Origin of the sequence: Pelagicoccus sp. SDUM812005 (genome assembly GCF_031127875.1) — a bacterium.
Taxonomy (GTDB): Bacteria; Verrucomicrobiota; Verrucomicrobiia; order Opitutales; family Opitutaceae; genus Pelagicoccus.
Genome location: NZ_JARXIA010000001.1, coordinates 155,165 through 168,720, shown reverse-complemented (window position 1 = coordinate 168,720; position 13,556 = coordinate 155,165). Strand labels below are relative to the sequence as shown.

Sequence of the window (13,556 nt, the reverse complement as noted above, 5' to 3'; positions counted from 1 at the left end):
CTTGAAGGGGTTAAAGACTGGTCTTTATTTCACATGAAATAATTGATATTTCGTTATGTTTCATAAAATCCTTGTGTCAAACGCAATCCCGCCTACTCACTTATAGACCTCAATCTATGGCGAACCTCGCACGCCTAGGTACCTCAGTGAAATATACTTTTGTTTCATTATAGAAACGCCCCAACTCAAGCACTTGAACGATTCGAACTGAAGCGATGTACCCACTTCCCTTGAACCCCGGCTTCCGCGCCGCCAAAGCTCTCGCCCACGGACTCCTGGCTGCGGCCCTCCTCCCTCTCGCCACCGGCCGCGAAACCGTCGAACTAACGCAGGGCTGGGAATTCGCCCGGGTCCAGCCGGGCGCCGCCCCGCGCTGGCAGGAGGTCAGCGTACCGCACGACTGGAGCATAGATTTGGTCCGTTCCGCCGCAGAGCCGAGCGCCGGAGGCGGCGGTTTCTTTCCGACCGGCTCGGGTCGCTACCGACTCGAGCTCCCAGCCCCCAAACGCTGGATCGACCAGAAGCTCATTCTCGACTTCGAAGGCGTCTATCGCAACGCGACCGTCTACGTAAACGGCGCCCAAAAATGGACCACAGAATCCGGCTACACTCCCTTCTCGATCGACATTACCGAAGAGGTGGAGCTCGGCGCCAGCAACCTGATAGAGGTCCACGTCGACAACTCCGCCCAGCCAAACTCGCGTTGGTACACCGGATCCGGCCTCTACCGCCCCGTATCCCTGCGCGTAGTTGATCCAATCCACATCGACCCGCGCGAGGTATCCGTTGCCACATGGTACATCTCGGAAGACGGCATGCTCGGCACCGTCGACATTTCGGCCACCGCCCGAAATCAAAGCGCCGCCGCCGCGGATATCCAGATCGACCTCGCCATTATCGATCCGGATGGACTGCCCATCGCCCATTATTCCGAAACAGGCGAGGCTCCTGCGGGCAAGTCCTTCACCGTCACGCCCAAGCTCGGCGTGCCCCATCCTCGCCTCTGGAGTCCCGACACCCCGCACCTCTACCGCCTGGTCAGCCGCAGCTTCGTCGACGGACGTCTCACCGACCGCCAGGAAACGAGCTTCGGAATCCGCACCCTCAAGTTTTCGGCGAGCGAAGGCTTCCAGCTCAACGGCCAATCCTTTGAACTCTTCGGCGGCAACGCGCATCACGACCACGGCCCGCTCGGCGCCGCAGCGTATCGCGATGCCGAATACAGGAAAGCGCGACTCTTGAAAGAGGCTGGATTCAACGCGGTTCGCACCGCCCACAACCTCCCTTCCACTGCCTTCCTCGACGCCTGCGACCACTACGGGCTTCTCGTGATCGACGAAGCCTTCGACGGCTGGAAGAGCAAGAAGCTCAAGCACGACTACGGCGAGATTTTCGACGCGAACTGGCAACAAGACCTGGAAGCGATGATCCTCCGCGACCGCAACCACCCCAGCGTTATCATGTGGAGCATCGGCAACGAGGTCTACGAGCGCGGCAAGGAGAGCGGCATCGAAATCGCGGAAAAGATGGCGGCCACCATCAAAGCCATCGACAAGACCCGTCCCGTGACCGCCGGCATCAACGGTCTCGGCAAGCCCGAGGATTGGCCCAAGCTCGACCGCCTCTTCTCCCACCTCGACGTAGTTGGATACAACTACGAAATCGACCGCCACGCCGCTGACCACGAGCGCTTGCCCAAACGGATCATTTACGCTTCCGAAAGCTACCTGGACGACGCTTTCAAATCCTGGAAAACCAGCGTCGAAAACAGCTACGTCATCGGCGACTTCGTCTGGAGCGCCATCGACTACCTCGGCGAAGCGGGCATCGGACGCGTCTTCCCTCCCGACCAAGAAGCCCGCCCCCACTGGGAAGGCAGCCACTTCCCTTGGCACGGCGCCGCCTGCGGCGACATCGACATCACCGGCGCCCGAAAGCCCATCTCCCACTACCGAAACATCGTTTGGGATCGCGGCGAAACGCTCTACGCCGCAGTCGAACCGCCCAGCACCGACGGAAAGCCGTGGAACAAGCACAATTGGGCCAGCTCGCCCCGGCTCGCTTCCTGGACCTGGCCCACCGTCAAACCTGGCAGCAAGCTCACCGTGGAAGTCTATTCCCGCCACCCCCGCGTAGCCATCCAGCTCAACGGAAACCGCATCGGAACCCGTCCCACCGGCGAAAAGCAGGAATTCAAAGCCGTATTCGAAGTTCCTTACAAAAAAGGCACCCTCAGCGCCATCGGCCTCGACGAAAACGGCAACGAAGTCGAACGCTTCGAACTAAAAACCGCCGCGGCACCACAAACGCTCAGCCTCATGGCAGAGCAGCCCCTACTCGGCAAAACGCCCAACTCCCTCCGTTTCGTTCACCTCGAGATCGCCGACCAGGAGGGACTCTGGAATCCCGCCCACGACGCGCCAATCAGCTACACCCTCACGGGGCCCGCCCGCATCCTAGCCATCGGCAGCGGCGCTCTCGACAGCAACGAACGCTACGGGGCGAATCCTCGATCCACCCACCAAGGCCGCGCCCTCGTAGTCGTGGAAATCAGCGGCGACGCCCCCGTCACCCTCTCCGCCTCCGCAAACGGCCTAGGATCCGCCCAAATCAACCTCTGATGCTCCCGCCTTTCCAGAATCCCCAAAGCCGCTCAGCTCGTCAGCAGACGTTTCTCGCAAGGCCCTGCCACGGTATCCAGACCTTACTGACGCTTGCAACCGCACTCCTCTCTACGCTCGCATCCGCAGCCGTCGATTGCCCGCCCATCTTCAGCGATCACATGGTCCTGCAACGCGACCAGCCCGTCGCCATCTGGGGAACCGCCGCCCCGCACGAAGCAGTCACGGTCACCTTCGCCGACAAAGAAGCGAAGGCCACCGCAAGCGCCACCGGCGATTGGAAGCTCAAGCTCCCTGCCTTGGCAGCCAGTTTCGAGCCCCGCACGCTTACCATCAGCGGCGAGAACACGATCCGTTTCGAGGACGTGCTCGTAGGTGAAGTTTGGCTACTCTCCGGCCAGTCCAACATGGACAAACCTCTAGGCGAGAAGAGAGGACAAAAGCCCAGCCTCGGCTACCCTGAGGTTCTCGCCGAAGGCGACCTGCCAAGCCTGCGGCTTTTCCGCGTTCCCAACAACGTCAAGATCTCCAACCCCGAACTCGAATCCAACTGGGTCCCCTGCTCCCCTAAGATTCTCGACCCCATGCAATTCTCCGCTGCCGGTTTCCACTTCGGACAAAAACTCCTGGAGGAACTCGACGTACCCATCGGACTGATACATTCCGCCTTCGGCGGTACTATGATCGAGGCCTGGATGCCCGAGTCCGCATTTCGCGCCCACCCCCAGTTAGAACCGCTGCTGCAACGCCCCTACTTCTCCTGGATCGACGGGGTACAAGCCACCGAACTTTACCAAAGCATGATCGAGCCCTTGGCGCCCTACACACTACGCGGCTTCCTGTGGTACCAAGGCGAGTCCAACCTCATGCACGGCGACTCCTCCATCTACGCCCTGAAGATGCAAAGCCTCATCGAGGCCTGGCGAAAAAGGTGGTCCGCCCTCGAAGCACCCTTCTACTTCGCCCAACTTGCCCCCTTCACCTACTCCGAATGGATCGGCCACAAGTCGCTAACCCTGGATGCCCTACCCCTTTTCTGGGAGGCCCAATTGTCAGTAACATACACCACCAAGAACACCGGAATCATCCCAACCATCGACCTCGTGCGAAACGTTCGCGACATCCATCCGATCAACAAAAGAGACGTCGGACTGCGATTCGCAAAACAAGCCCTCTCGGACACCTACCACCTCGCCCAATTCACCCAGGTGATGCCAACGCTACAATCAGTTCGTAAGGGAGCCAAAAACACACTTGTTCTTGAATTCTCAAAAGCTCTCGAGGCCTCGCGCACCATCGAACCGGGCGAACTGGGCTCCTTTGAAATCGCCGGACCAGATTGCCTATATAGAACGGCCAAAGCGACATGGAAAGACGGATACGTCGAGCTCAGCCATCCCGGTATCCCAACTCCCACCTATGCGCGCTACGCTTGGGACGAAAAAGCAAGCCCACCGAAAACTCGTGACGAACTCCCGCTCTACCCATTCCGCACCGACGAAAAATCGCTCTACACGTTGGCTCCCCCATTCTTCAAAGCGAAGCGTTTCGACCTTAGCCCTGAAAACGGCCGCAACGATAACCAAAAAGCAAACTGGACCGAATGGAACGTCAGCGATGCGAATTCCGCCCGCCTAGACGCGGAAGGTCTTAGCATAAGCCTCAGTGCCCTCAGCCAGTCTCCGCTGCAAGGGAACTGGAACAAGGCCGGGCTCGCCACCGGAGCACAACTCGTAAGCGATGGCGTCGCCTCAGCGAAGGGCGATCCACTAAAGCTATCAATCTCCGGACTGCCAAACGGGCGGCACTCTATCGCGACCTACCATAACGCTCCCGGAAGCGACTCCTACGCTGAACTTACGATCAGCCACGACGGCCGGGCCGTAGGCAAAGTCAGCCCAAGCCTTCAAGCTGAGAAGGACGAGGATTCCTCTACTTTCTACTACGAATTCGATATAACCAACAACGATCCAATCGAACTCGTTTTCACGCCCACCGATACCAACGCCGATAAAGGCGTCATGCTAAACGCGTTCGCGATCGACGTTCCCAATCCCCAGACGCGAGCGAGCAATCCATATCCGTCCGATGGCGACATACATGCCGACCTGGATGCAAAGTCGATCACCCTGCACTGGCAAGCCGCCCCCCATTCCATATCCTTCCATGTTTACCTCTATGAGTCCGATTCCCGCCAGGAAGCCTACAAACTCGTCAGCCAGGCGGGCCGCAGCTCTCGATCCTACCTAGGCCAAACCGCTGAAAGCAGCTATACCGTCGAACTGCCAGAGTCCAACAGCCTGCGACACTATGCTTGGCGCGTAGATAGCGTATCCGAAGATGGAATTATCACTCGCGGAGAAGTCTGGACTTTCGCGCCGCGCCAACTCGCATTCCCCGGAGCGGAAGGTTACGGACGATACGCTCGCGGCGGGCGAGGCGGCAAGGTGTTCCACGTAACCAACCTCAACGACAGCGGAGAAGGCAGCTTGCGGGCCGCCATCGAAGCATCCGGACCACGTACCGTCGTTTTCGACGTATCGGGCCGCATCGAACTCAAAAGTAAGCTGACCATTCGAAATCCGTTCATCACCATCGCGGGACAAACTTCCCCCGGAAAAGGTATTTGCATATCGCACTACAACCTCGGCCTACTAGGAACGAACGACGTAGTGCTTCGATACCTACGAGTGCGTCCCGGCGACGCAAGCGGCATGACCATGGACGGCATGGGGATGGCCAGCAGCGACCACAGCATCATCGACCATTGCTCCATTAGCTGGACCCAAGACGAAGCCTTCAGTTCGAGAGGGGCCCGCAATATCACCCTCCAACGCACGCTCATTTCCGAGGCGCTCAACATCGCCGGACACAAGAAATACGCAGCAGGTAAAAAGCACGGCTACGCAGCCAGCATCGGCGGCGACATCGGCAGCTTCCACCATAACCTTCTTGCCCACAACGAAGGACGCAACTGGAGCCTAGCTGGAGCACTCGACCAAGCTAGCCGTCACGCGGGGCGCCTGGATATTCGCAATAACGTCGTCTACAACTGGGGCGGTCGCACCACCGACGGTGGCGCGAAACAAGTCCAGTATGTAAATAACTACTACAAGCCCGGTCCCGCATCTAGAGTTTTCCACTTGCTCAAACCACAACGCGACCTAGTCGCCGCCTTCGGTTCACAAGACTACTTCGTAGAAGGAAACATTATGGAAGGATACGTCAAAGCCCCTAAAAACCGAAAAGGTATCCTGACAAAAGAATACGAGCCGCAACGCAACTACCTTTCAGATAAGCCCTTCTTTCCCGCTTACGTGGAAACGCAAAACGCCGCCGAAGCCTACGGAAACGTACTCGCCGACGTCGGCTGCAACCTTCCCCAACTCGACGAGCACGACCAACGGATCATCCGTGAAACGCGTAGCGGGACGTTCACCTACCGAGGAAGCAAAAGCGGCGATCCCGGGCTCCCCGACTCTCAGGAGGACGTTGGAGGATGGGAAGACTATCCCGAAATTCATCGCCCTAGGGATTGGGACACAGATCGAGACGGCATGCCCAACCACTGGGAGATAGAAAACGGACTCGATCCCTACACCCCCGACGGACACCTACTCGAACCACAAGGCAGTGGATACACTAACCTAGAAATCTATCTAAACGATCAAACTCAAAAATAACATGAAAAACATGCCCAAAATCCTAAAATTCATTCTCGCTGCGAATTGCTTCATCCTTGCAACGACCACCCAACTATCTGCCAAAGACGAAGATCCATCAGGTCTCACGCCAAAAGAGCTGAAAATGCACAAGAGAGAAGCTCGCTCCTATGGATTCGAAACAAGAGTAATCAAAGACAAGACAAACAATCTTTTGCTCATAGAATCTCCTATCGAAGAAGATCCCATACGCGAAACACAACGCTACTACCTCCGAGCTGCAGTCCGCGACAAAAAGGTCCTCGCGGTTCAAATCATCGTAACCAAAACTCATCTCTCCTTCACAGAGTACGATAGCGATTCGATGGACTACTCGAAGGCACAAGCTGACGGGCTCCCTCTTTATGTAGAAATTGCGCCTCCAACTCCAAACCCAGGCCAAGATGCGATCACACAGATGTCGACCGTCAAAGTGTCACTTCCTCTCCTCGAGAAACACGAGTTCAAGGGACTCGAGCTAAAGGTTTTTAACAAAATCGGAGAAACAGAACTAAAGATCAAAGGTAGCCTTATTCACGGTTTTCTCAACAAACTAAACGCACAGCTAAAATAGCTTGATTAGATTCAGGCTACAGGGATTCGCTAAAGCGAATCCCTAGCAAAACAAGTGCGATGGTAAAGCACTCTCTCAACAACAACACAAACAGAGATTCAGATAATAGAGATGCAACGGAGGGAACCTCAATCAGTATCCCTCTCAGGCAACCGTCCTTGAAAAACACGATACCCCACCAAACTGTTAGGGCAGCTTCAATCTTGTATCCAAATAGGCCTCTATTCGCTCAAGCACCCCAGAACTGATCGGAACTTTGTGCCCCATCCCGTCTCCGTCTTCCAAATACACATACTCACTGCCGATATCGCCCAAACGAGCTCTCAATATTTTCATCTGATGCTGAGCATCACGTCCTTCTCCAGAATTAATGCTTAGAAACAAGGGAATCGTCGGAATTTTCAAATAATCGAGCGCCCCATGAGCTTTCCATACTCCATGGGCCGCAGGCGATGAACCCCAAGCTTTTTTATAGCGAAGTAACATGGGGTCCCCATCCAGCAATTCCAAGTAACTAAAACGCCCGGAAAGCACAACTGCTGCCTGTATAGAGCTCTCCTCCCCTAAGCAGAAACCTTTTTTCTCGAAGGACTCGATTCCTTCCGTCGTAGCCAACAAAAGGGCCATTCCACTTCCTCGCGAAAACCCAATGGCGGCAATCTCACCACTCAGCCCTATCCATTTTCCCTCTGCTCGTAGAGTTCGAACAGCAGATTTAACCTTGTAAGCGCTATCGGGCATCGAATCCAAGCCTTTGTAAGGTGGAGCAACCGGGTGATCTGCCATCGCCGTGGCATATCCAGCAAAAGCTAAGCCTTCCAACAACGTATCGCGACAAGCGACCAGTGAAAAGTTTCCCATCCGCTCCCTGTTGTCGCAGGAGAACTCAAGTAAACAGGGCACTCGCGCCCCCTCCTCTTCAATAAGCGGGTAGGTTATGTCCAAATATAGATTCCGATCGCCGTCCTCATAGTGAAGCACATCGGTTTCGACGACTTGCCCTTCCGGTAGGATAAAAACCCGCGCCTGATCCCAGTCCAACCCCAAATCCCGCAAGAGCTTTCCCTGCAAAATATCAGATCGAAGTTGATAGATATCATTGCAAATCGCCGGAAAGGTAGCCGCTACACTTTCTCCATAATCGATCGATACGATCCTGAACCCCTTGCTGCGAAGCAGCACTTTGGCTCGCGTCGACCGAACCTTGCTCACAGGCAGATGAGGTAAGTTTTCCAGAACGATTGCTGTCTTAACATACCCAGCACCTTCGACCTTCACTACCAGAGGCTCGGAAATTCCATCAAGGGTACTTTCCCAGGATCCAGTTTGCCCCGATGCGAAGCAAGCGAAGCTCGCAAAAAGCCAAACAAACACCTTAGCAAACAATGAACACATAGATTTCTCAGTCACAATCCAAAGAGCTAAAAAGAGCGTTTGCTAAAACGCTACCCAAACTTAAATGTGATTTCAAGCGATGCGAATCGCCCCAAAATAAAACATAAACGAGCAATGCAGTAACCTCAATTTTGGAAGCTCGAAAGAATTCGCTCGAGTCCACATATATACAATCCTAAGGAGGATCCGATGGATGCCGCGTTGACAACTCCGATTCTCGAAAACTAGCTTAGCGTTGGGCTTTTTCCCTCTCTGCCAAAGCCCTTTCAGCTTCTTTCATGTTTATACCGAGAGCTGACAGGTAATTATTTATACGCCCCTTGTACTGTCCGAAACGTTTGTGCTTTTCATCCGACGTTCCTTCATTCATCGCGTGCTCGCGAGCTTCAACAAGAGCAGCGTAAATCCAGCGCTTGTGCCCCTCCCCCAAGTCAGGCAACAACATCATGTAACGGCGGTAGGTTTTCGGAACCACGCCATATGTCATACCGTCCTTCACATGCTCCACTTGCGACTGATCTAGTTCGGAGGAGAGCTTAGCGAGGAAGGCGAAGTGCAACTCGAAAATCTCCAGCCTGGCCTTTTGGCGAATATCCATCTCAGTGCCACCGCCATCGATGGCTGCGTCGCGAGCGTCATGAATAGAGCGAAGGTCAACATACTGCCTGGCTACTATTTCGATTACGCGTTCGCTTTTGGCAGGGTCCTCTATCGATAAGTTTGATACGATCCTTTCGCTGCGCTTCAAGACAGTGTTCCAGTAGGCAGCGTCCACGCTTGAAGAATCAGAGTCGCCGCCTACCGCAAAGTTTGCGGGCATGGAAAGTAAGACCGCTGCCATGAAAGCCCGAAGGGGTAGTTTTTGAAAAATTTCAATCTTCATTATAATACTGACGAAAGTGGTGGAACTTTGTCCAAAAATTAGCCTTGAGGGTGAAAAATCAAGATGAGCCACTAGGTGGACAAAAGCTCATCTTGATTTTCGAAAGAAAAGAGGCCCAACACAGACGGTGCTGGGCCTCCGAAACGTTATCTTAAATTCGCTACCTACTAAAAGCGACCGTTGACGCCGAAGGTCATATTGAAGCCGTGTACACGCTTCTCTTGAAGCATCGCGTAGGCTGGCCACATGCCTTCCGCTCCTATGCGCTCGGACTCGTCAGAGATACGGATATTTTCAGAACCAGTGTCAGTGATGTTCGAGGCATTGAAGAAGATCCCATACTTGTCGTTGATCTGGTAGTTCAGGTTGACATCGATACGCTCCTCGGAAGGCGTAAAGGTGTAGTACTGAATGGTTTCGCTATCACTGCGATCTGGGTTTGCGTGCCAGAGACGACCAGAGTTGTTCTTGCGGATCGTTTCTGAACGGTAAGTACCCTTCACGTTCGCGCTGAACTTGCCTATTCGTACTGCTACGCCGCTGGCTGCAGAGTCGTCAGGCGTTTGAACAAGGGAGTCCGTATCTTTCTGAGTCGTGCTCTTGGTGCCATAGCTCGCGTACCAACTAACGTTACGCCCCCAATCTCCGAGAATGCTCAAATCCTGCGTGAAATCGACTTCGTAACCGGAAGTCTTCGCCGTCCCTTCACCATTGACACGCGTTTCCACCGTCCAGAACTCGATATCGTCAAAGTCCGGCAAGTTGAGTTGAGCAATGAGCTCTGGGGTTACGCCTTCACTGATATTCTTGTAGAAGTTTTCAACATGCTTCTCGTAGTACGTAAGCGTAAGCTTACCTCCACGGTCATTGTAGTAGGAAACTGAGAAATCATAGTTATTAGAAGTCCAAGGCTCTAGGCTCGGATTTCCAATCTTGATCTTCCCCCCAGGATCCTCGACGTTGTCATGAATTTCCACTCGATTACCGTTCAAAGTGTCTTCGAAGTCGGGACTAGCGGAAGTCTTAGACCACGCAAAACGAGCCTTCCATTTATGATTGATGTCATAGGCCATGTTCCAGCTGTAGGTTGGCGACTGATCAACCTCACCGCTCGTATAGTAGGTTTTCCACTCTCGGGTCGCCTGGCTAAGCGTATTGCGAACTACGAGTTCATCCCAAGTCTGACCGGACGAAGCAAGGGCAGCTTCGATCTCGGGCTCCTCACCGGCTTGGTAGGACTCCCAAAGACTTTCGTTTCTCATATCAATACGCTGAATGCTTCCTTCGGAATCTTCATAGGTGATGAATTGACCTAGCTCATTTTTAACGAATCCGTAGTTAGTATCGCGGTAAGGCTCGTATCCTTCGCGCTTCTTCTTACTGTCACGCACACCCGTTACGACATTCAACCTACCTGAGAAGAACTTGCCTTCAAGCATAGCATAGAACGAATCGTCTGTCTCCCTCAGGCCCTTGATATTCTTAATGCCCTCCTCGTAGTTGTTGGCAGCAATCGTCTTGCCGTCCGCAACATCCTGCGTGTCGCTCCAGTAGTCTGGATTATCTTCAAAGAATGACCAAAGCTTGTAAGGATCAACCCAAGCGACACCACTCACCCCGTAACCAAGGCTCTGGCCCGAGTAAGCATCATCATAATAGAGCTCCGGATTGAATGCCGACGATGGGCCGACGTAACGGTACTTGTAATTCGTTCCCTTGCCAGATTTAGACTCGTCGAAGACACGACGGTGAAAACCGGTCTTAAACGCGAGCTGCATAGCATCGCTCGGAATAAAATCGAGCTCGCGACGGATATCAATCTTATACGACTCGCGAATACTGGTCGTCTTCGCTTCGCCTGCCAACACAGTCAGGTCTGTACCGCCATCGCTTTGTTCGTCGGGTTCGATTTCGAAGTTATTTATATCACCCCAATCATAAGGATTTCCTTGTTTGTCTACGGCGATGATCGATCCAGGAACCCCGTTCGCGATATCATGGAACTCGATATAACCAAGATTTCCACCCTTTACCTCTAGGCCAGTGAAATGACCATTGCGACCACTTACAAGCTCGCCTTCCGACTTTGAGTGAGAAGCTACGGCGCTAACCTCCCATGGGCCTTGGTCAAATTTGTACTTGAGGTAACTAGAGAGAGTATCCCCGTCCCGATCTAGCATAAAGCCTTCCTGCGCAAGCTGACCACCCGTACCGATAGTATAATCGTCCCCCCATGCATCTGGATTGCGGGCATCGATCTGGAAACGACGTGCACCCTGCACGCTAGAGAAGGTCGACGTCTGCACGTTAAATGTGAATGAATGAGCGTCCGTTGGGGCATAGTCGAATTTCGCGCTATAGGACTTGCGTTTGGAAGAACGTGGATCGTCAGTGATTGAAACTTGCTCCAAATAGGGATTGCGAACGTCATTCTTCAGTCCGGTGTCCTCATTGGTCCGGCGGAAATCATCCTTCCACTTCAACTTGAGGTTATGGTTCTCGTCAAACTGGTTCGAAATCGCAGCGTTCAACGTTAGTCCAAACTTTTCGTTAACCGGAAGCGCATAGGAAAAGCTGTAACTCGGCTTCATCTTCCAAGTCTCACCTTCGCCCGGTCCCGGAGTCTTACCAAACATGAAATCGGAGCTGAGGTTTTCAGAATTAACATTGAAGTAGGCGCTCCAAGACAGGCGCGGCTTGGCGTACTCGAAAGCAGACTTGCTCACGAGGTTGATCTGACCACCAATCGCATCCGATGGCATATCGGGCGTGGGGACCTTCACCAATTCAACGCGAGAAGCATTGTTGATGGACATCATGTCCAGCCCAACAGCGCGAGTCATGCTACCTGGAGTAGCTCCAGCAATCTCGACCCCATCAATAGTTACAGAAGTTTGGTCCGCTCCAAATCCTCGAATCGAAATCGCAGTCGCGTCAGCACCATTGCCGTACGCACCTGAACCATAGTTCACCTGCACGCCTGGCATGAACTTTACGAACTCACCTACATTGCCCTGTGGGACCGCCCCAAAAGCATCGGTAGATACGACGTTCTTCAAGTTCGTAGAAAAGCGCTCTTCATTCGAAGCTAACATCCGAGCATCGAACTCCTTGCTCGCCTCCACCTCGAAAGGCGCAAGTTCGAACACGTCATCGTCATCTACCTTGGAATAGTCCAAATCCTTGGACCAGGGAATCAGTTGCGGATCCAACTGCACAATCTCACCTTCCGAAACCGAAATATTGTAAATGCGAGATTTTGCACCCGTATAATCGATCACAATCTTAACATCACCTTCTGGCACGTTGCGGAGACTGTAGAAACCATCGTTGTCTGTAAGAGTTTCGATCGCCGTGCCTTGTACTTTCACTCGAGCAGAACTGAGAAAGGCCCCCGTCCTAATATTCTTTACGCGGCCAGCAACCTCACCCCGCCCATTCTGAGCGTAAGTGTCCGCTGGGGATGCAAAAAATGTCGCGAGCGTGAGCAAACAAAGGATCAAACGACCGAATCCTCGCATTGAAAAAGCCTGCCCAGAACAAGGGCGGACTCGCGTATTTCCGGATTCGGGAACAGAGTCGCTCCCCCCGGAATAGGCATTGGTGCGACTCCGACGAGCGGACGCACAAGAGGCCAATGTTTTTAGTAGAAACATGGAGTTTGTAGGTTTTTTAGGGTTATGGAGTTCAAGAAATGGCGAAGCGAAACATCAAAGGAGGTACAAGCTCGCCGCAGGGTGGGTATTTATTTCATTTGAAATAACGAGTGAAATAACTGCACGCTATGAAATTAACTGTCAATATTTAAATTTCTAGGGGAGTGTCTCCCGCACTCAGTCGTGCACTCTCTAAAACTAGAATTCCCCCCAAACGCCACTTTGCGGGTCTCACACAGTAAGAAACAACCGATCTCTTGGCACCGAGGCTCATAACGCACGCGTTTTTAGATAGATCCAGCAAGCGACCCAACCACCGGCATTCAGCCACCGTAGATGATTTATTTCATTCTATTTCACTGCATGTAGGCATTTTGGGGTATGGGTGAACAGGCGGTCAGGGGTATTGAATTCCGCTCTCCGCTTCGATCTGCTTCTAATTCCGAGACTTACGAGATGAGAAAACCGGCAAGCGACGCGACAACTAACTCGTGTTAGCAATAGTCATCGCCGAGATTTTTCGAAAAATCAATCCTCTTGATTCCACCGGCAACACAAGTAGCCGAACCTGTACCCTGAATGCTCGGATGCCTCAGAATCTCGTAAACGCATCCCTACCCGACCGCCTGAGATGCCACATCACCCCAACACGAATTAGAACGAATATTCGATGGCTCCGTCCGCTACGCGGAGACGCTGGGGGGGGGGCAAGCTTGAGCACCCTAA

At 53.4% G+C, this 13,556-nt stretch carries 6 protein-coding genes; 3 read left to right on the top strand and 3 right to left on the bottom strand.

Annotated features, from left to right (window positions below):
* Nucleotides 1-215: 215 nt before the first annotated feature.
* From QEH57_RS00645 to QEH57_RS00635, 3 genes are read left to right on the top strand one after another with little or no spacing between them, the layout of a single operon-like run.
* Complete coding sequence (locus QEH57_RS00645; protein WP_309004725.1) at nucleotides 216-2,621, top strand: glycoside hydrolase family 2 TIM barrel-domain containing protein; 2,406 nt, start codon at nucleotides 216-218, stop codon at nucleotides 2,619-2,621.
* Nucleotides 2,621-6,304: a sialate O-acetylesterase gene (locus QEH57_RS00640; RefSeq protein WP_309004724.1), complete on the top strand. Its 3,684-nt coding sequence runs from the start codon at nucleotides 2,621-2,623 to the stop codon at nucleotides 6,302-6,304. The genes QEH57_RS00645 and QEH57_RS00640 overlap by 1 nt, the downstream gene beginning before the upstream one ends.
* 1 nt (nucleotide 6,305) lies before the next feature.
* Nucleotides 6,306-6,896 (top strand): hypothetical protein, encoded by a 591-nt coding sequence (locus tag QEH57_RS00635; RefSeq protein WP_309004723.1) that lies wholly within the window; start codon nucleotides 6,306-6,308, stop codon nucleotides 6,894-6,896.
* Nucleotides 6,897-7,082: 186 nt separating this feature from the next.
* On the opposite strand, the gene QEH57_RS00630 is transcribed toward QEH57_RS00635, so the two are convergent.
* From QEH57_RS00630 to QEH57_RS00620, 3 genes are all read right to left on the bottom strand, one after another.
* Nucleotides 7,083-8,306 carry a hypothetical protein gene (locus tag QEH57_RS00630; protein WP_309004722.1) on the bottom strand — a complete coding sequence of 408 codons (1,224 nt, stop codon included), beginning with the start codon at nucleotides 8,304-8,306 and terminating at the stop codon, nucleotides 7,083-7,085.
* A 214-nt stretch (nucleotides 8,307-8,520) separates the two neighbouring features.
* Entirely contained in the window at nucleotides 8,521-9,174 is a 654-nt protein-coding gene (locus QEH57_RS00625) for a DUF3826 domain-containing protein (protein WP_309004721.1), read from the bottom strand.
* Nucleotides 9,175-9,341: 167 nt separating this feature from the next.
* Complete coding sequence (locus QEH57_RS00620; RefSeq protein ID WP_309005296.1) at nucleotides 9,342-12,695, bottom strand: TonB-dependent receptor; 3,354 nt, start codon at nucleotides 12,693-12,695, stop codon at nucleotides 9,342-9,344.
* Between the last annotated feature and the right edge of the window lie 861 nt (nucleotides 12,696-13,556).